Genomic DNA, 18967 nt, shown 5'->3' with positions numbered 1-18967 from the left:
TCACAGGCTCCCGGCTTTGTCGAGGAACAGGCAGGCGGCCAGCAGATCGGCAGCACCGCCTGGAGAGGCATTGAGTTGCAGCAGGCGCGCATCCAGGGCGCGCAGTTGACGGCGACCCGCCAAACTCGCGCTGCCGCCTGCATCAAGCACCGCACGGGCCCCTTGCTGCAGGGCATCCAGGCCTTGCTGACCGGCACGCCAGAGCACGCAGGTGTCGCTCAGCGAAGCCATGATCGCCAGCAGCGCATCCAGGCGTGCATGGGTCTCGCTGGCGCCAGCGGCGCGGCTGCGCCAGAGTTGCGGCAGAGCGTGACCGGTGATCGCCGGAAAGCCTTGCTGGGCCTGCTCGCGCGCTCCACCTGCGCCATAGCGGCGGCGCACCTGGGTGCCGTGGCTGTCCTGTGCGGGGGCGGCCGGATCATCGATCAGCGCAAGGCGCCCGGCAAGGGCGGCAAGGGTATGCGGGTCGCTGCTCAGCGGGCTCAGCGCCCGCGCCGCAACCAGCAGTCCCAGCGCCCAGATAGCACCACGATGGGTATTCACTCCGGCTGTGGTGGCGAGCATTGTCGCCTCGCCTTCGCGCCCAAGGCGTCCCAGCTCGGCGCGCAGCGGCGCAGCGATCTCGCCATGGCGTTGCGCCGCTTCGGCCATCTGTCGCAGGCACGGCCACAGCGACAGCGCCGAGGCGTGCATCAAGGCCAGGTTCATGTCGCCATGGGCGCCGCTGCCGCGCCGGTCCACCAGCCCAGGCTTGGGCGAGAGGTCGGCCTCATCGATCAGGGCTTCGACGGCCAGGTCCGCCAATTGGTCGGGCAAGGCCAGGGGCTGTAGGCAAAGTGCTTTCATCACCAGCTCCTGAAGCGTGCGGGCGGGTTATACAGGCCACCGGACCACTCCACGAGGTCGGCGATACTGCGTGCGGCGAGCAACTCACGGGTGGCGTCGGTACGGCGGATGCCCAGGTCTTCGGGCAAGGCCACCAACCCTTCGCGGCGCAGGCGCTCGGTATCCTTGGGCTCATGGCGCAGGCCAATGGCGGTGACCCCGGCCACCGCCGCGATCATCTGCTGGCGTTCCTGCAGGCTGCGCGCCTTGTACAGGTAGGCGATGCCCTCTTCGGTGAGCAGGTGGGTGACGTCATCGCCGTAGATCATCACGGGTGCCAGCGGCATGCCGGCCTTCTTCGCCACCTCGACCGCATCCAGGGTTTCGACGAAGGTCGGTTTACCGCCCTCCTGGTAGGTCTCGACCATCTGCACCACCAGCTTGCGCCCGCGCTCGAGCAGGGTTTCGGGCACGGTCATGTCCAGCCAGGCCGGTGTCGCGTGGCGTCGCCCGCGTGGGTCGTGGCCCATGTTCGGTGCCCCGCCGAAACCGGCCAGGCGGCCACGGGTGACCGTCGAAGAATGCCCGTCGCCATCGACCTGCAAGGTGGCGCCGATGAACAGGTCCACCGCGTACTGCCCCGCCAGCTGGCACATCAGCCGGTTGGAGCGCATCGAACCGTCGCGCCCGGTGAAGAACACGTCCGGACGCTGGGCGATGTAGTCTTCCATGCCCAGCTCGGTGCCGAAGCAGTGCACGCTCTGTACCCAGCCGGTCTCGATGGCCGGAATCAGCGTCGGGTGAGGATTGAGGGTCCAGTTGCGGCAGATCTTGCCCTTGAGCCCCAGCGACTCGCCGTAGGTCGGCAGGATCAGCTCGATGGCGGCGGTATTGAAGCCGATGCCGTGATTGAGCGACTGCACCTGGTGTTTTTCATAGATGCCGCGGATCGCCATCATCGCCATCAGCACATGCACCGGCTTGATATGGCGCGGGTCGCGGGTGAACAACGGTTCGATGTAGAACGGCTGGTCGGCGACTACCACGAAGTCGATCCACGAGGCAGGAATGTCCACCCTGGGCAGATCGTCGACACGGTCAACCAACTGGTTGACCTGGGCGATGACGATGCCATCGCTGAATGCCGTGGGCTCGACCAGCGCCGGAGTGTCCTCGGTGCTCGGGCCGGTGTAGAGGTTGCCATCGCGGTCGGCAGTGAAGCCTGCGACCAGCGTGACGTTGGGGATCAGGTCCACCAGCAGGCGCGAGTAGAGCTCGATGTAGGTGTGGATGGCGCCGACTTCGAGCAGACCGTCTTCGAGCAACTGGCCGATGCGCTGGCTCTGGGGGCCGGCGAAGGAGAAGTCGAGCTTGCGCGCGATGCCGCGTTCGAACAGGTCCAGGTGCTCGGCGCGGCTGACGCTGGGCATGATCAGGTGCAGGTCGTGGAGACGGCCAGGGTCGGCCTTGGCCAGCGAGCGCGAAAGAAAGTCCGCCTGCTTCTGGTTGTTGCCTTCGAGCACCACTCGATCACCCGGGGCGATCAGCAGTTCGAGGGCCTCGACGATCCGCTCGGTGGGCAGTACCACGCCATCGGCGAGGTGACTCACCCGCTCGAGACGGCGCTGCTTTTCGGCGCGCCTTCTCGACCATTGCGGCGGTGGATTCTTCGTTGTGGTCATTGGTGACTCCACGGGTTCGCTGTCGTGGGGTCACCTTAGGCCTGGGGGGTGGGAGGCATCAATCAAGCACGGTGGTCGATCGTTACGGTGAGCGTAATGGTTCTACTATTCCTGATGAGGAAGATTAAATCTTATCTAAATAGTCTGAAACGATGGGCCAATGGCGTTGGCAGTCGATAATCAGATGTCCCTTTCTCATCGCCATTCCGTCATAAGCGGCCACCTCCTTCAGAATGGTGGCTTTATTGGAGTTCCAATAATCGCGGAGCATCGGCTCAGAAATCATGTCTAACAAAGGGCGCCAGGAAAAATCCAACTTAATCTCGTCTTCGTCATACCCACGGCTTTCTTGTAGCATCCACATCAGGAATCGGACGAACCTCATAGTATTGCGGACGTCAAGTTCTGGATTAAAGCATACGTTCAGAATATAAGAACTCATATCATTGTAAATACCGTTTGCGTCAGACGCACCTACGCGGTCGTAGAAACCACAACCAACCCCCGAATCACCAGGACCTGTTCGATTAGCTAACTGGTACAAGATATAAAGCGCGACGGATAACCTAAACTCGTCGAGAGTATTCTGGTCGACGAGATCCTCACCAGAGCTTGAAAATCCCTTCCCCACAACCTGTTCGAAAGTCAAGGACTCGATATCCTCGAAAATATTTTTCTTCTGCTTCACGTATGAAGCATAAAAATCATCAAATATTTTCTGTGAGAGAAATCTCATACCCTCTATCGTAAGTCGGTACACATTCCCTGACGTCTCTGCTGCCCTGTCACTGTGTTTAAGCAGCGCGCGGCTTATGTTGTGTAATTGCCCACCGCGATCGAGCGAGCACTGTTGCCGAAACACCAAAAGATCCTTCCAGCCCAATACTCCTCGTGACGGACGAATCAGGCCTTTGAGTAACGGGCCTTCTGAAAAATTTTCCTCTCCAAAAAACCAATGAGCAATGCCGATTATATTCTCGCTTGTGTTCGCCGCGCCTACTTGCGGCTGGGCCCGCCAGAAGCAGCTATCTATAATCTTGGCGAGTGCGCTTATCATTACATCTCGATCCGAACGCCGAAAGAAGCCCGACACAGAGCTGTAGTCGGGGAGCGTTTCTATTGCTTTTTCTAAGATTTCGCGAATATGCGGCCCCTTAAGACGCGAGGCATTCTCGGCTAGCATCCCCCAAAACTGGATATGTACGCCACGGCCAGAAGAATGAATGAACTCCTGTTTGCCGAGCACCTCGTCGATAGTTTTCCCTGCGATCAACTCTTGCACAGAAGCTTTATAAAATATGTGAGTTTCCGTTAGTGCAGGCACCTTAAGCTCAAGGATCAAGTCAATGTACCGCTCCAGATTTCGCGCCCCCGCCAAATTGACATACGCCCGCGTTTTTTTATTGTCAATCTCATTAAGATCCACTAGCCTGCCAGCGACGCCAAATATCTGCTTCAGAAGAAAAGAGCTTCCCGGTGGGCCAGCTTCGATTAGGTCAAGGTATTCTTGACTCTGCTTGCATTTTGACATGTCATTGTCAAACACCACCCCAAAAATTCCGCTGCGCCCACCGCCTTCCTCAAGATGGATACGTCTGAACATGCCTGGATAGGTTTGCTGCAACAGCACGAGATTCACGAGATCGTCACGATTGAAGTCCGTATTGTCGTAAGACACTTTCTCCAACTGCATTACCAATAGGGCATTGATGATTCTTTTTATCTTGCGGAAATTGCCCATCAACTCAAGATATCGTGACGCGTGCTCACCCTGCAGCATCTCCGCCATTTTCGTAAGTAATGGAGTGAGCTTGCTCATCCGCTCCACAGGGACCAAATCCAATCCTGGAACATCCTTTCTCCAGTCTTGATTCAAGTATCGCGCCAGCGCGGCAGCATCCACGAAAACGTTAACTTTTAATGTGACGAACTTCTCAAGAAACTCTCGTGCCCGCTCACCATCACTAGCCAACGCCACCAACATTTCGGTGTCATAGCACAAAATGTACGTTGCGCGGCGAAGCCTGAAAGCCTTCTTCATTCCGAACAGCACATTATTGATGGCCGACGGTTCCAATCGATCGAGATCATCGATCACGACGATCAACTTTTTGCCCACTCGCTCAAGCGTCGAATCCAGACTCTCCAGCAATTCGTCCAGTGTATCGCTGCCCGGCTCCAGTTCCACTTTCAGACCAAATAACGAAAACTCGGCCTTGCCTTTCAACAACCGAGAATACCGTGAGGCGAAAGGCTGGAGTTCAGGCACATAGCTTTCCCGCTGGATACACGCAATCAACTCTCTTACAAAGCGCTGAGCGAGGTCGGCATCGCCTGCATACTTCAATGGTTCAAAGCGGAACACAAGAATTTCTGGCTGCTGCCAATGTTTGGCAGCAAGGTTGATAAAGCTTGTCTTGCCAACCCCCCAAGGGCCATCCACACCTAGCGCTATCGACTCATGCTGGGTACACGCCAACACCGCATCCGCAAAATCCTTTGCCCTGGGCGCCATGCCGAGCTGGTCGTGTTCGTGCAGCGAAACTTCGTTGTCCTGGAGAAAATGAACCTCCTTGACCGTGTCAGCATGCCTGTTCAGACGCAGATGTGCGGTCAAGACAGACGAGAATATAACAAGCCCACCGATCAGGATCAGAAGCCCCGACGATGCGGGCAGTTTATCGACCTCTTTGTGAAGCACGTCCATCAGCGGCGAAGCGAGTTCGTTCGATACCGCGCCCAGGACAATGAACGCGAGGAGGTCAACGCGCCTGCTTTGCGTGTAACGGCGGGCCAGACAGAGGCCGCCGCGCACATACAGGTAAGCCAGCATCAACGCTGTCATCAATAGTGTGCCCAGCACCCCCCACTTCCAAATAGCAGGATGATGAGCAAGGAGCCCCTTATAGAGGCCGAGACCTAGCCACGTACCAAGTTGATAAATACCGAATATGACAAAGCCCAAGAGATAGGCTTTCAAATACACAAAGAACTCAGGTTCCTGGGCATTGCGTTGCATGTCTACTGCGTCCTTACGTGCACTCCTGGCGCGCAAGTATCCCGCACGACAGAGAAAGCAAGCAAGGTGCCATCATCTGCATCCCTGAAGTCCGGTGGTGGCTGCTCCCACAAACCCGCCTAACATCAGATCGTGTGTCGCCAGCTTTTTTGAACTCTCCCCTCACCCACTCCCTCAATCCTTCAGAGACCCGGGAGTCGTCCCGAAACCCGCCATGACCAAGCCGCCGCAAAAATACAGCGCCAGGGTTGGTTTGAGTTCGACTGACAGCAGGAGCTTGGCAACGATGAACGAGCACATGATCCAGGCTGACGCGGGAACCCCTTGGAGCGAATGGCAGAAATCCGCGCACCTGGCCCGGGCCGCCTGGATTACCCCCGAACAACTGTGCCCGCCGGGTCGGCGCCTGGTGTTGGTAGCGCCGCATCCGGATGACGAGGTGCTCATGGCGGGCGGATTACTGAGTTACTTCCATGGCCGCGAGCAGGACCTCGTGCTCATCTCTGCCACCGACGGCGAAGGCAGCCACCCAGGCTCGGCACAATGGACTGAACGACGCCTGCGCCACCAGCGCCCACTGGAGAGCCGCCATGCCTTGCAGCAGCTCGATCTGCGGGTCGGCGATCTGGATTGGCGACGGCTGAACCTCAAGGACGGCGCCTTGCCCCGGGACGAGGCCTTCCTGGTCAATTACCTGAACCAGTTACTGCAACCCGGCGATCTGTTGATGTGTCCCTGGCGCCACGATGGCCATTGCGACCATGACGCGGTGGGCCGTGCCTGCGCACAGGCCGCCCAGGCGCGCGGGGCAACGCTGGCCGAAGCGCCGATATGGGCGTGGCGCTGGTCGACGCCGGACGATCCTCGGCTACCTTGGCAACGCGCGCGTCGTATCCAGCTCGACGAAGCCAGCCTCGCGCGCAAGCGCCAGGCCATTGCTGCCCATGTCAGTCAGATGGAGGCGGATGCGGACACGCCGCCCGTGGTGCCGCAACAGCTGCTGGAATGTCTGCTGCAGCCTTTTGAACTGGTCTTCATCTGACAGCCAACCCCTCGCGGAGGCCCCTTCAGCGCCCGCGCTTGAGCGTCTCGCTCGGCAATTCGCGGAACAACTGGCGATAGCTCTCGGAAAACCGCCCCAGGTGCCAGAATGACCAACGCATCGCCACTTCCGCTACCGTCACGTCGCTGGCGCGGCGCAGCAGGTCGCGGCGCGCACCGTTGAGTCGGCGCAGACGCAACCAATGCGCCGGGGGCATGCCGGTAAAGGCCTTGAAGGCCTCCTGCAATTGACGCAACGACACCCCGGCCACCTGCGCCAGCTCCATGAGATTGAGCGTCTCGTCCGGGCAGTCCGCCGCCCATTCGCTGACCCGCTGCATGATCGCCCGCTCTTCACCGCGCTTGCCCAGTGCCTGGCCTTGCAGGCGCTGGCAGGCGTTGTCGAGGATGAACAGGCAGTCATCGAGCAGTTGCTCGGCCAAGGCCTGCCCCTCGAGTAGGCAGTCAGCCTGCGCCAGACGTGTCAGGGTCGCGCTCAGCCAGCTGCCGAACAGCGCATTCTGGCCGCTGCCCAGCGGCACCATGAACAGCCCCTGCAAACGCTCCAGATCCAGGCCGTGCCGCTGCAGGAACGGCTGGTCGAACACCACCGCCACTTCCTGGTAGTTTTCCGGGGTTATCCAGATGTTCCGGCTTTGTTCATTGAGCAGGTACAGGCTGTTCTCGACCTGGTCGAAGCAAAAGGTCAGCGAGCCGCTCGGGGCGCGGAAGAACTGCTCGACTCGGGTATTCAGGCGCTCTTCGTACACCTCGACGCCATCGAGCCCCAGGCAGCGCAGCTGGCCGCTGAAATGCCCGGGTGACATCTGCCGGTACTGCTGCTGCCAGCCAGGGGTGGCACGCACCTGCTCGGTGACATCGGTGGTGTTGAAAGCCTGGACCTGCAAGGCGGTTTGCGTGTTCACGCGACGTCCTATATGCACTCTTTTGGTGCATTGATTGACGGAGAAAACGGATAGATCACCCCGAGGGGCAGCGCCCAAGATAGTCCTCAGCGTGACCTGTGGGAAGTGGCGCCGTGAAAAGGTTTGTAATACCTCCTGGAGGTCGACGGCCTTCACGCGCTGCACATGCCCACCACCAAAACCCAACCAAGAGGTCTGTATGAACGCCCCCTTCGATCAGCTGTCCGCCTGGCTGAAAGAACACCGGATCACCGAAGTCGAATGCGTGGTCAGTGACCTGACCGGCATTGCCCGCGGCAAGATCGCCCCGACCAACAAGTTCCTCAACGAGCGTGGCATGCGCCTGCCCGAGAGTGTGCTGCTGCAGACCGTCACCGGCGACTTCGTCGATGACGACATCTACTACGGCCTGCTCGATCCGGCGGACATCGACATGATCTGCCGCCCTGACCCGGCAGCGGTGTACCAGATCCCTTGGGCGATCGAACCGACCGCCATCGTCATCCATGACACCTTCGACAAGCACGGCAACCCCATCGAGCTGTCGCCGCGCAACGTCCTGAAGAAAGTCCTCAAGCTCTACGCCGACAAGGGCTGGCAGCCGATCGTTGCGCCCGAAATGGAGTTCTACCTCACCCAGCGCTGCGAAGACCCGGACCTGCCGCTGCAGGCGCCATTGGGCCGTTCGGGCCGTGCCGAGAGCGGCCGGCAGTCGTTCTCCATCGATGCCGCGAACGAATTCGACCCGCTGTTCGAGGACGTCTACGACTGGTGCGAAATCCAGTGCCTGGACCTGGACACGCTGATCCACGAAGACGGCCCGGCGCAGATGGAGATCAACTTCCGTCACGGCGACGCCCTGGACCTGGCCGACCAGATCACCGTATTCAAGCGCACCATGCGCGAGGCGGCGCTCAAGCACAATGTCACCGCCACCTTCATGGCCAAGCCGATCACCGACGAGCCGGGCAGTGCCATGCACCTGCACCAGAGCGTGGTCGACATCGCCACCGGCAAGCCGGTGTTCGCCAATGAAGACGGCAGCATGAGCGAGCTGTTCCTGCACCACATCGGTGGCCTGCAGAAGTACATCCCCAAGGTACTGCCGATGTTCGCGCCGAACGTCAACTCGTTCCGCCGCTTCCTGCCGGACACCTCGGCGCCGGTGAACGTGGAATGGGGCGAGGAAAACCGCACCGCCGGCCTGCGCGTGCCGACCTCCAGCCCCGAGGCGATGCGCGTCGAGAACCGCCTGCCGGGCGCCGATGCCAACCCTTACCTGGCGATCGCCGCGAGCCTGCTGTGCGGTTACCTGGGCATGATCGAGAAGATCGAGCCGAGCGCGCCTGTACAGGGCCGCGCCTACGAGCGCCGCAACCTGCGTCTGCCGATCACCATCGAGGATGCGCTGCAGCACATGGAAGACTGCAAGGTCCTGGAAGACTACCTGGGGCGCCAGTTCGTCCAGGGCTACGTCGCGGTCAAACGCGCCGAGCATGAAAACTTCAAGCGGGTGATCAGCTCCTGGGAGCGCGAGTTCCTGCTGCTGAGCGTGTGACCCCATGGAGGGTTTCTGTGGGAGCGGGTCGATCCGCTCCCACAGGCAACGCGCTGCCCCTGCTTCCGTTTCGAACCCGAAGAACAAGTCCAACGAGGTGCCGACATGCGTCATTTGCAAACCCTGATTCCCGCAGCCTTCGCCCTGATGTTCGGCGCGGCCGCCCAGGCCGAGCCCACGGTCAGCGTGTACAACTGGACCGACTACATTGGCGAGACCACCCTGGCCGACTTCCAGGCCAGTACCGGGATCAAGGTGGTCTATGACGTCTTCGACTCCAACGAAACCCTTGAGGGCAAGCTGCTCGCCGGCCGCACCGGCTACGATGTGGTGGTGCCCTCGAACCACTTCCTCGCCCGCCAGGCCAAGGCCGGCGCGTTCCTGCCACTGGATCGCAGCAAGTTGCCGAACTGGCAGCACCTGGACCCGAAACTGCTCAAGCAACTGGAGCAGAACGATCCGGGCAACAAGTACGCTGTGCCGTACCTGTGGGGTACCAATGGCATCGGCTACAACGTCGAGAAGGTCAAGGCCGCGCTGGGCATCGACAAGGTCGACTCCTGGGCCGTGCTGTTCGAGCCAGAGAACCTGAAGAAACTCAAGCAATGCGGCGTGGCCTTCATGGACTCGCCAGACGAGCTGTTCCCGGCCATGCTCAACTACCTGGGCATGAACCCACGCAGCGAAGACCCGAAAGACTACGCCAAGGCCGAAGCACGGCTGATGGAGCTGCGCCCGTACATCACCTACTTCCACTCCTCCAAGTACGTCTCGGACCTGGCCAACGGTGACGTGTGCGTGGCCTTCGGCTACTCCGGCGACGTGTTCCAGGCGGCCAACCGCGCCGTGGAAGCCAAGAACGGCGTGAAGATCGCCTACAGCATTCCCAAGGAAGGCAGCAACCTGTGGTTCGACTTGCTGGCCATCCCGAAAGACGCCAGCAATCCAGACCAGGCCCAGGCCTTCATCAACTACCTGCTCGACCCGAAAGTGATCGCCAAGGTCAGCGCCACGGTCGGCTATGCCAATGCCAACCCTGATGCCAAGGCGTTCATGGACAAATCGCTGGTGGAGAATCCCGAGATCTATCCGTCCCAGGAGGTTCTGGACAAGCTCTACGTCTCCAGCACCCCCAGCCCGCAGATCATGCGGGTGATGACCCGCTCCTGGAGCAAGATCAAGTCCAACCGCTGATTCGAGTGTTTCCAATGCCTCATCAAACCGAACACACCGCCTCCTACTACGCCGCCACGGCCCGTGCCACGGCGCCCTACCCCGAACTCGAAGGCGAGTTGAGCGCCGACGTGTGCGTGGTCGGCGGCGGCCTGACTGGCGTCAACACCGCGCTGGAGCTGGCCGAGCGTGGCCTGTCGGTGATTCTCCTGGAGGCCCGCCGCATCGGCTGGGGCGCCAGTGGGCGCAATGGCGGGCAACTGATCCGCGGTATCGGCCATGACGTCTCGGGCTTTGCTCGCTACGTGGGCCAGGACGGCGTGCGTTACCTCAAGCAGGCAGGCCTGGACTCGGTCGAGCTGGTGGCCAGGCGCATCGAGCAATACGGCATCGAGTGCGACCTGCGCTGGGGCTTCTGCGAGCTGGCCAACACCCCGGCGCAGTTCGCGGCGTTCAACGACGAACTGCAGGACCTGGCCGAACTGGGCTATCGCCATGAAACCCGGCTGATCGCCCCAGCGCGCATCCACGACATCGTCGCCAGCGACCAGTACGCCGGCGGCCTGGTGGACATGGGCTCCGGCCACCTGCACCCACTGGACCTGGTACAGGGCGAGGCCCGCGCCGCCAGCAGCCTTGGCGTGCGAATCTTCGAGCAGAGCGCTGTGCAACGCATCGAACATGGGCCCACCGTCACCCTGCACTGCGCACGCGGCAAGGTACGGGCCAAGAGCCTGGTGCTGGGGTGCAATGCGCACCTGGACGAGCTGGAGCCGCGCTTGACCGGCAAGGTGCTGCCCGCCGGCAGCTACGTGGTGGCGACCGAACCGTTGCCCGAGGCTCTGGCGCGCAGCCTGATTCCGCAGAACATGGCGCTGTGCGACCAGAAAGTCGGCCTTGACTACTACCGCCTCACCGCCGACCGCCGCCTGCTGTTCGGTGGCGCCTGCCACTACTCCGGTCGCGACCCGAAGGACATCGCCGCCTACATGCGCCCGAAAGTGCTGAAGGTGTTCCCGCAACTGGCCGATGTGCGCATCGACTTCCAGTGGGGCGGCATGATCGGCATCACCGCCAACCGCTTCCCCCAGGTCGGCCGCCTGAGCCAGCATCCGAACGTGTATTACGCCCAGGGTTACTCCGGGCATGGCCTGAACGTGACCCACTGGACCGCCAAGCTGTTGGCCGAGGCCATCGCCGTCGGCCACAGCCAGGGCCTGGATATCTTCAGTGCCGTACCGCACCTGACCTTCCCCGGCGGCAAGGCCCTGCGCTCGCCGCTGCTGGCCCTGGGGATGTTGTGGTATCGCGTGAGGGAGGTGCTGGGGTGATTGAAGGATGGGTTGCAGGCCCTGATTTCATGTGGGAATTTACATCACAGAACCAAGGGCGCACACCAAACCACCTGCAAACTGGCCAATCGCCAAGCACCTGCTAGCGTTGATCTGGCCTCCCCCTCAATGGACGCTACCGATCATGAAACCGCTGCCTCGCGCCACCCTGCTGTGCGCTGCCGTGCTTGCCCTGGCCGCCTGTTCCAGCAACCGCGTCGATCCGAGCCAGTATTCCGGGTTTCTCAAGGACTACAGCCGGCTCAAGCCGGCGGAAAGTATTTCCGGGGCACCGGTAATGCGCTGGATCGACCCCGGGATCAAGGCCAGCCAGTATCGACAGGTCTATATCGAGCCCAGCCAGTTCTACCCCAGACCACAACCCACAGCGGTGATCTCGGCGCAGACCCTGCAAGCGATCACCCGCTACTTCGACGACGCCATGCGCCGGGAACTGGGCAGCGTGCTGACGGTGGTCAGCGCTCCTGGCCCGGGAACGATCGTGGTACGCCCGGCGATCACCGCGGTGTCAACCAAGACCGAGGGGCTCAAGCCCTATGAAGTGGTGCCCATCGCCCTGGTGGCCGCAGCGGTGAACACTGCGGCCGGTGGTCGTGACCAGGAAGTGGACATCGCCGTGGAGGCGGCCTTCCTCGACGGCGCCAACCAGAAGGTGCTGGCCCAGGTGGTGCGCAAGGGCACCGGCGAGGCGCTGGAGAACGATACCGCGCAGCTCAAGCTGGAGAACGTCAAGCCGGTGCTCGATGGCTGGGCCAGCGACATGCGCCGTAGCGTCGTGGAACTGCGCAAGAAGGGCCAGTAAACGGCGTCGGATCAGTCTTTCGCCGCAGGCATGCCCGAGGTTTCAGTCGTGGTCTGGGCGCTGGCAACCGCGCCCGGGCTGCGGCTGATCACCGCCAGCCGGTCCCTGTCGAGTTCGCCCTCCCAGGCTGCAACAGTCAGGGTCGCGACCGCATTGCCGATGATGTTGGTCAGAGATCGGTATTCGGCCATGAAGCGGTCGCCGCCAAGGATCAGCACCATTGCCGCGACCGGTACGCTCGGCACTACCGCAAGGCTTGCGACCAGCGCAACGAAACCCGCGCCGACAGCCCGTATCAGGCGTGCAGCAGGAACGGCAGGGCGTGCTCGAGCAAGGCTTGCGGGGCTTCTTCAGGAATGTAGTGACCACAGGGCAACTCGCTGCCGCGCACGTCCTCGGCACAGGCGCGCCATTCCTTGAGCGGTTCGAAGCACTTGCCGATGACGCCGTCACGACCCCACATCACCAGCAGCGGGGTCCTGACCGTGTTCCCGGCATCGAGATCGGCCTGGTCATGCTCCAGGTCAATGCCTGCAGCCGCCCGATAGTCTTCGCACACGCCACGCGCTGCGCCCGGTAGCGACAGGCAACGACGGTACTCGGCGAACGCCTCGTCGGTGAACGGCGCAAGGCCGGCACTGCGTCCGCCCATGACGCTGCGCAGGTAGCCTTCCGGGTTGGCTTCGATGAGGGTTTCAGGCAGTGGCGCCGGGCGAATGAGGAAGAACCAGTGCCAGTAGGCACGGGCGAAGGCTTCGTTGGTCTGGCGATACATTGTCAGGGTTGGCGCGATGTCCAGCAGCACCAGGCGGGACAGGCGCTGGGGATGGTCGAGCGCCAGGCGGTGCGCGACCCGCGCGCCGCGGTCGTGGGCCATCAGGGCGAATTGCTCGAACCCCAGGGCCTGCATGAGCCCGACCATATCTGCGGCCATGCGGCGCTTGGAATACGCCTCATGCCGGTCGTCGGCCTCAGGCTTGGCCGAATCGCCGTAACCGCGCAGGTCGGCAGCGACCACAGTGAACTGCTCGGCCAGCTTCTCGGCCACCTTGTGCCAGATCACATGGGTCTGCGGGTGGCCGTGCAACAGCAGCAACGCCGGCCCCTTGCCGCCGATACGGTAGGCGATCTCGATACCTTCGACGTGCTGGAAGGCTTTCTTGAAATCCTGGAACATGCCAATCACTCCGTTCGTGTGCACTCAGGTCGCAAGGCGACCCTTCAGGTGCCGAGCATAGCTGCGGCACCGAAGGCATCAAGAACACAAATGCAGAGCGAAGCAACACGAATCGTGAAGCATGGCCTCAGGCAAAGAAGCCGTAGAAGATCGCAGACAAGGTGATCAACCCCACCAGCACGACGAACACGTTCGACAGCGCGCCCGAGTACTTGCGCAGCGAAGGCACCTTGCGCACGGCATACATCGGCATCAGGAACAGCAGGCACGCCAGCACTGGGCCACCGAGGCTTTCGATCAGTCCGAGGATGCTCGGATTGAGGGTCGCCACGATCCAGCAGCCCAGCACCATGAACAGCGCGGTCACCCGCTCCAGGCGCTTGGCCGACCAGCTTTTACCGCGGCTGCGCAGGCTCTTGACGATCATGCCCTGGAAGCCTTCGCTGGCACCGATGTAATGACCCAGGAACGACTTGGTGATCGCCACCAGAGCAATCAGGGGGGCGACGAAGGCGATGACCGGCGTCTGGAAGTGGTTGGCCAGGTACGACAGGATCGAGATGTTCTGCACCTTGGCCGCTGCCAGGTCGGCAGGGCTCAGGGCCAGTACGCAACTGAAGCAGAAGAACATCACCGTCAGCACCATCATCACGTGGGCGGTGGCCAGGGTACGGCCGCTCTTGCGGTCGGCGTCGGCGCCGTAGCGATGCTTCTGGTCAACGGCGAAGGCCGAGATGATCGGCGAGTGGTTGAACGAGAACACCATCACCGGGATCGCCAGCCACAGGGTCAGCAGCAGCTTGGAGGTGCTCAGGCCTTCGCTGGCCTGGGCGAAGAAGGCACCGTTCCAGTTGGGGATCAGGCTCAGGGCCAGCAGCAGGAGCGAGGCGACGAAGGGATAGACCAGCACGCTCATGACCTTGACGATGATCTGCTGGCCGCAACGCACCACCACCATCAGACCGGCGATCAACAGCAGCGACAACAGCGCACGCGGCGGCGCGGTCACATGCAGTTGGTGCTCGAGGAAGCTGGTCAGGGTATTGGTCAGGGCCACGCTGTAGACCAGCAGGATGGGGAAGATCGCCAGGAAGTAGAGCAAGGTGATGAGCTTGCCGGCACCCACGCCGAAATGCTCCTCGACCACCTCGGTGATGTCTTCGTTGCCGCCACGGCGCCCGGAAAGCACGAAGCGGGTCAGCGCACGGTGCGCATAGAAGGTCATCGGGAAGGCCAGCAGCGCGAGGATCAGCAGCGGCCAGAAGCCCCCTACCCCGGCGTTGATCGGCAGGAACAGGGTACCGGCACCGATGGCAGTGCCGTACAGGCCCAGGGCCCAGGTGGTGTCGTGGCGGTTCCAGCTGCGCGTGGCTGTGGTCGAAGCCGGCGCAGCCGAATCCGCACGAACGGTCGTGGTGTTGTGTACATCAGTCATGGGTTTCGCCTTTGTAGTTGTTTTTGTTGCTCGGTGCAGCGGGTGTTGCAAATGGGTTCAGGCTTGTTGAGTCGAACGCCTACAGGAGCGGGTTTGAACCAGAGAACTCAGCACTCGACAAAGGCAACGGCCAGGCCGCCGCGCGAGGTTTCCTTGTAGTTGGCGTGCATGTCCGCGCCGGTGTCGCGCATGGTGCGGATCACCCGGTCGAGGGAGATGAAATGCTCGCCATCACCCCGCAAGGCCATCTGCACGGCATTGATCGCCTTCACGGCGGCGATGGCGTTGCGCTCGATGCACGGCACCTGGACCAGACCGCCGACCGGATCGCAGGTCAGGCCGAGGTTGTGCTCCAGGGCGATTTCAGCGGCGTTTTCCAGTTGCGGCGGGGTGGCGCCGAGCACTTCGGCAAGGCCTGCAGCGGCCATGGAGCAGGCCGAACCGACCTCACCCTGGCAACCCACTTCGGCGCCGGAGATCGAGGCGTTTTTCTTGCACAGGATGCCGACCGCCGCAGCGGCCAGCAGGAACGCCACCACGTCGTCGTCGCAGGCCGCGGGGTTGAACTTCATGTAGTAGTGCAACACCGCCGGGATGATGCCGGCCGCGCCATTGGTCGGTGCCGTGACCATGCGCCCGCCAGCGGCGTTTTCTTCGTTGACCGCGAGCGCGAACAGGTTGACCCACTCCATCGCGCTCAGGGTCGAGCCGATCACGTTGGGCTTGCCCAACTCCTGCAAGCTGCGGTGTAGGCGCGCAGCGCGGCGCTTGACCTTGAGCCCACCCGGCAGGATGCCTTCATTACGCAGGCCGTTATCGACGCATTCGCGCATGGCGGCCCAGATGCCCAGCAGGCCGCTGCGGATCTCGTGTTCGCTGCGCCAGGCGCGCTCGTTGGCCATCATCAACTGGCCAACGGTCAAGCCATGGGTCTTGCACAGCGCCAGCAGCTCGGCGCCTGAGGAAAACTCGTACGGCAGCTCGACGTGCACGTCGGCACTGGCCGGCGCATCGATTTCGGCCTGCTCGATGATGAAGCCGCCGCCAACGGAGTAGTAGGTCTGGGTCAGCAGGCTGCCCTGCCCGCCCAGTGCTTCCAGGCTCATGGCGTTGGGGTGGTAGTCCAGGCTCTCGTCGAGCAGGCGCATGTCGCGGCTGTACTGGAACGCCACCGGATGCGAGCCATCGAGCATCAAGCACTGCTCCTGCATCAACTGGTCGATGCGCGGCTCGATGCTGTGCGGGTCGATGCGGTCCGGCCACTCGCCCATCAGGCCCAGCAGGCAGGCGCGGTCGGTGGCGTGACCGATGCCGGTGGCCGACAGCGAGCCATACAGGCGCACCTCCACCCGCTGCACCTGGGCCAGCAGGCCATGTTCGCGCAGCCGTTGGGCAAAGGTGGCGGCGGCACGCATGGGCCCCACGGTGTGGGAGCTGGACGGCCCGATGCCGATCTTGAAGAGGTCGAAAACACTGATAGCCATGCTAATGCCTGACCGCTGCGACGTTGTTTGCCGCTGCGCGGCCCTCCGGAAAAATTGATGGGTATTGCGAATTTGCGCGATACTGCCGCGCTCGCCTGGCGATGACCAACGAAAATACCTAAGCAAGCCTTTAGCAGGACTAAACAATGAAAGGGCAACTCAACGGCCAGGTATTCGTCTGGCTGCATGTGTTCTCCTGTGCGGCGCGGCATCTGTCGTTTACCCGATGTGCCGAAGAACTGCACATCACCCCCGGGGCGGTCAGCCAGCAGATGCGCCAGCTTGAAGAGCGCCTGGGCTTCGCCCTGTTCCTGCGCCGCGCCCGTGGTGTGGAGCTGACCGCCGAGGGGCAGCGCCTGGCGCAGACTGTCGCCGAGGCCTATGGCAGCATCGAAGCCGAATTGCTGCGCCTGGACGCGGGTGAAATTCGCGGCACCTTGCGCCTGCGCTCGATCCCTTCGTTCCTCGCCAAATGGCTGACCCCGCGCCTGCCTCGCTTCCAGCAGCGCTACCCGGACATCGAGCTGCGCCTGGTGGCCGAAGACAGCAAGCAGGCCCTGCATGACGGCGACTTCGACCTGGCGATCGACCTCAATGACGGCAGCTACCCCGGAATGCTCTCGACGCCGCTGCTGGACGAGCAGATCTTTCCGGTCTGCTCCCCCGCTCTGCTGCGCGGCCGCCCGCCGCTGCACGGCCCAGCCGACCTGGTCCACTACCCGCTGCTGCACGACATCACGGCCTGGCGCGGCAGTTCGGAATACGCAGAGTGGGAGTTCTACCTGGAGGGCATCGGCGCGGGTGGCCTGAACGTGCGCCGCGGCCACACCTTCAACCGCAATCACCTGACCATCGAGGCGGCGATTGCTGGTATCGGCGTCGCGATTGCGCGCCGTACCTTGCTCAACGACGAACTGGAACGCGGCACCCTGATCGTGCCTTTCGGGGTGTCGATCCCCAATCACAAACGCTATGTGTTGCTCTACCCGCCAGGCGGCCTGACCCAACCCGGCGCCCGCGCGGTGCACGATTGGCTGGTGGAAGAAGCGCAGACCTTCCGGGCCCTGCATCCGCTGATGTAATACCTTGGAAGTTCACAAGCGTCGCAGTGGGGGCGCTTCCCCACTGCGCCCCCTTTATCGGGGATCACCTGCGCAGCGCGTACTGGTTCACCGCCTTGGGCAGGCCAAGGTGCTCGCGCAGCGTGCTGCCCTGGTATTCGCGCCGAAACAACCCGCGCCGCTGCAGCAACGGCACCACTTCCTCGACGAACACCCGCGCGCCTGAAGGAAACATGTCAGGCATGATGTTGAAGCCATCCCCCGCCCCGGCCAGGAACCACTCGGCCAGGGTGTCGGCAACGTGCTCGGGCGTACCGACTGCCAGCCGGTGGCCCACCAGGATGCGGCGCGACAACTGGCGAATGGTCAGGTTTTCGCGCCGGGCCAGGTTCAGTTGCGCCTCGAGAAAGCCATGGGAACCCTGCTCGAACGCAGCCACCGAGCCGATCCTGGCCCAAGGCAAGGGCGCATCCGGGTCCAGCTCGCGGGCATCGACACCGATGCGCCCGGCCACTTGCTGCAACAGGCCATGCTCGCCATGCCAGGCGTTGAGCTCGTCGAAACGCGCATGGGCCTCAGCCTCGGTGCTGCCGATCACCGTCGACAGGCCGGGCATGATCTTCAGGTGCCTCGGGTCTCGCCCCCAGGCCTTGGCGCGGGCTTTCATCTCCCGGTAGAAGGCCTGCCCGTCAGGCAAGGTGGTCTGGGTGGTGAAGATCGCATCGGCATAGCGCGACCCCAGCGCCTTGCCGCCTTCGGAAGAACCGGCCTGGACCAGGACCGGACGCCCCTGGGGCGAGCGCGGCAGGTTCAGCGGACCCTTGATCTGAAAGTGCCGGCCCTTGAAGTCGACGGTATGGACCTTGTCCGGGTCGGCGAAGCGCCCCCCTGCCCGGTCCCCGATCACTGCATCCTCTTCCCAGCTGTCCCACAGCTTGAGCGTCACCTCGAGAAATTCCTCGGCGCGGCCATAGCGATCGACATGCAGCGGCGCACCCGCCAGGCCGAAATTCTGCGCGGCCGCGTCGCCGGCGTTGGTGACCACGTTCCATGCGGCGCGCCCACCACTGATGTGGTCCAGCGAGGCGATGCGCCGGGCCAGGTTGAACGGTTCGTTGTAGGTGCTCGAACAGGTGGCGATCACCCCAATGCGCTCGGTGGCAGCGGCCACGGCGGTCAGCAGCAGGGTCGGCTCCAGCCGCCCGCCCGGCTGGCTGGCGACATCACCGGGCAGTGCCGGGCCATCAGCCAGAAAGATCGCATCCAGGCAGCCCTTTTCCGAAAGCCGGGCGATATCGCGGTAGTAGGCGACATCGACATACGCGTCGATGGCCGCCTCGCCCTGGCGCCAGGCCGCAGCATGGGCGCCGAACCCGAGGACGTTCATGCCCAGGCTCATCTGCGCTTGATCTGTGCTCATGAGGCTCTCCCC

Annotated in this window: 14 protein-coding genes and 1 pseudogene; 6 read left to right on the top strand and 9 right to left on the bottom strand. The window is 62.5% G+C overall.

Annotated features, from left to right (window positions below; genetic code table 11):
* The 3 genes from AB688_RS14015 to AB688_RS14005 form a co-directional block, all read right to left on the bottom strand.
* A complete protein-coding gene (locus AB688_RS14015) occupies nucleotides 1-846 on the bottom strand; it encodes a triphosphoribosyl-dephospho-CoA synthase (protein ID WP_063544824.1) in 846 nt (281 codons plus the stop codon).
* Nucleotides 846-2507 carry a malonate decarboxylase subunit alpha gene (gene mdcA, locus AB688_RS14010; protein ID WP_063544823.1) on the bottom strand — a complete coding sequence of 554 codons (1662 nt, stop codon included), beginning with the start codon at nucleotides 2505-2507 and terminating at the stop codon, nucleotides 846-848. The genes AB688_RS14015 and mdcA overlap by 1 nt, the downstream gene beginning before the upstream one ends.
* A gap of 124 nt (nucleotides 2508-2631) precedes the next feature.
* Nucleotides 2632-5526 carry a P-loop NTPase fold protein gene (locus AB688_RS14005; protein ID WP_063544822.1) on the bottom strand — a complete coding sequence of 965 codons (2895 nt, stop codon included), beginning with the start codon at nucleotides 5524-5526 and terminating at the stop codon, nucleotides 2632-2634.
* A gap of 286 nt (nucleotides 5527-5812) precedes the next feature.
* On the opposite strand from AB688_RS14005, the gene AB688_RS14000 reads away from it, so the two are divergent.
* Complete coding sequence (locus AB688_RS14000) at nucleotides 5813-6568, top strand: PIG-L deacetylase family protein (RefSeq protein ID WP_054891314.1); 756 nt, start codon at nucleotides 5813-5815, stop codon at nucleotides 6566-6568.
* Nucleotides 6569-6593: 25 nt separating this feature from the next.
* Here AB688_RS14000 and AB688_RS13995 read toward each other — a convergent pair whose 3' ends face one another.
* Nucleotides 6594-7493 (bottom strand): helix-turn-helix domain-containing protein, encoded by a 900-nt coding sequence (locus tag AB688_RS13995; protein ID WP_063544821.1) that lies wholly within the window; start codon nucleotides 7491-7493, stop codon nucleotides 6594-6596.
* 199 nt (nucleotides 7494-7692) lie between these two features.
* On the opposite strand from AB688_RS13995, the gene AB688_RS13990 reads away from it, so the two are divergent.
* From AB688_RS13990 to AB688_RS13975, 4 genes are all read left to right on the top strand, one after another.
* Complete coding sequence (locus AB688_RS13990; protein ID WP_054891312.1) at nucleotides 7693-9051, top strand: glutamine synthetase family protein; 1359 nt, start codon at nucleotides 7693-7695, stop codon at nucleotides 9049-9051.
* 105 nt (nucleotides 9052-9156) lie between these two features.
* Nucleotides 9157-10245, top strand: coding sequence for a polyamine ABC transporter substrate-binding protein (locus tag AB688_RS13985; protein WP_063544820.1), 1089 nt, complete (start codon nucleotides 9157-9159; stop codon nucleotides 10243-10245).
* A gap of 14 nt (nucleotides 10246-10259) precedes the next feature.
* Nucleotides 10260-11555, top strand: a complete 1296-nt coding sequence (locus AB688_RS13980) for an NAD(P)/FAD-dependent oxidoreductase (RefSeq protein ID WP_063544819.1) — start codon at nucleotides 10260-10262, stop codon at nucleotides 11553-11555.
* A gap of 145 nt (nucleotides 11556-11700) precedes the next feature.
* The gene (locus AB688_RS13975; protein WP_063544818.1) at nucleotides 11701-12378 is read left to right on the top strand and encodes a DUF3313 domain-containing protein; all 678 of its coding nucleotides are present in this window, start codon (nucleotides 11701-11703) and stop codon (nucleotides 12376-12378) included.
* A gap of 11 nt (nucleotides 12379-12389) precedes the next feature.
* Here the strand turns inward: AB688_RS13975 and AB688_RS13970 are convergent.
* From AB688_RS13970 to AB688_RS13955, 4 genes and pseudogenes are all read right to left on the bottom strand, one after another.
* Nucleotides 12390-12665 (bottom strand): annotated as a pseudogene (locus tag AB688_RS13970) (C4-dicarboxylate transporter DctA); the annotation flags it as partial.
* A gap of 8 nt (nucleotides 12666-12673) precedes the next feature.
* Nucleotides 12674-13555: an alpha/beta fold hydrolase gene (locus AB688_RS13965; protein ID WP_063544816.1), complete on the bottom strand. Its 882-nt coding sequence runs from the start codon at nucleotides 13553-13555 to the stop codon at nucleotides 12674-12676.
* Between the two features lie 127 nt (nucleotides 13556-13682).
* Complete coding sequence (locus AB688_RS13960; RefSeq protein WP_063544815.1) at nucleotides 13683-14990, bottom strand: serine/threonine transporter; 1308 nt, start codon at nucleotides 14988-14990, stop codon at nucleotides 13683-13685.
* Between the two features lie 107 nt (nucleotides 14991-15097).
* Entirely contained in the window at nucleotides 15098-16474 is a 1377-nt protein-coding gene (locus AB688_RS13955) for an L-serine ammonia-lyase (RefSeq protein ID WP_063544814.1), read from the bottom strand.
* A gap of 146 nt (nucleotides 16475-16620) precedes the next feature.
* On the opposite strand from AB688_RS13955, the gene AB688_RS13950 reads away from it, so the two are divergent.
* The gene (locus AB688_RS13950; protein ID WP_054891304.1) at nucleotides 16621-17556 is read left to right on the top strand and encodes a LysR substrate-binding domain-containing protein; all 936 of its coding nucleotides are present in this window, start codon (nucleotides 16621-16623) and stop codon (nucleotides 17554-17556) included.
* 64 nt (nucleotides 17557-17620) lie between these two features.
* On the opposite strand, the gene AB688_RS13945 is transcribed toward AB688_RS13950, so the two are convergent.
* Nucleotides 17621-18955, bottom strand: coding sequence for an LLM class flavin-dependent oxidoreductase (locus AB688_RS13945; protein WP_063544813.1), 1335 nt, complete (start codon nucleotides 18953-18955; stop codon nucleotides 17621-17623).
* Between the last annotated feature and the right edge of the window lie 12 nt (nucleotides 18956-18967).

The sequence above is a fragment of the Pseudomonas putida genome (genome assembly GCF_001636055.1).
In the GTDB taxonomy this organism is placed as follows: domain Bacteria; phylum Pseudomonadota; class Gammaproteobacteria; order Pseudomonadales; family Pseudomonadaceae; genus Aquipseudomonas; species Aquipseudomonas machongensis.
Note: the sequence above shows the minus strand (reverse complement) of the source record. Positions and strands in the feature narration are given on the sequence as shown.

Bases quoted from the DNA above. Each gene is read 5' to 3' on its own strand.
- AB688_RS14015 (WP_063544824.1), bottom strand. From the start codon at position 846: ATGAAAGCACTTTGCCTACAGCCCCTGGCCTTGCCCGACCAATTGGCG.
- mdcA (WP_063544823.1), bottom strand. From the start codon at position 2,507: ATGACCACAACGAAGAATCCACCGCCGCAATGGTCGAGAAGGCGCGCC.
- AB688_RS14005 (WP_063544822.1), bottom strand. From the start codon at position 5,526: ATGCAACGCAATGCCCAGGAACCTGAGTTCTTTGTGTATTTGAAAGCC.
- AB688_RS14000 (WP_054891314.1), top strand. From the start codon at position 5,813: ATGAACGAGCACATGATCCAGGCTGACGCGGGAACCCCTTGGAGCGAA.
- AB688_RS13990 (WP_054891312.1), top strand. From the start codon at position 7,693: ATGAACGCCCCCTTCGATCAGCTGTCCGCCTGGCTGAAAGAACACCGG.
- AB688_RS13985 (WP_063544820.1), top strand. From the start codon at position 9,157: ATGCGTCATTTGCAAACCCTGATTCCCGCAGCCTTCGCCCTGATGTTC.
- AB688_RS13980 (WP_063544819.1), top strand. From the start codon at position 10,260: ATGCCTCATCAAACCGAACACACCGCCTCCTACTACGCCGCCACGGCC.
- AB688_RS13975 (WP_063544818.1), top strand. From the start codon at position 11,701: ATGAAACCGCTGCCTCGCGCCACCCTGCTGTGCGCTGCCGTGCTTGCC.
- AB688_RS13965 (WP_063544816.1), bottom strand. From the start codon at position 13,555: ATGTTCCAGGATTTCAAGAAAGCCTTCCAGCACGTCGAAGGTATCGAG.
- AB688_RS13960 (WP_063544815.1), bottom strand. From the start codon at position 14,990: ATGACTGATGTACACAACACCACGACCGTTCGTGCGGATTCGGCTGCG.
- AB688_RS13955 (WP_063544814.1), bottom strand. From the start codon at position 16,474: ATGGCTATCAGTGTTTTCGACCTCTTCAAGATCGGCATCGGGCCGTCC.
- AB688_RS13950 (WP_054891304.1), top strand. From the start codon at position 16,621: ATGAAAGGGCAACTCAACGGCCAGGTATTCGTCTGGCTGCATGTGTTC.
- AB688_RS13945 (WP_063544813.1), bottom strand. From the start codon at position 18,955: ATGAGCACAGATCAAGCGCAGATGAGCCTGGGCATGAACGTCCTCGGG.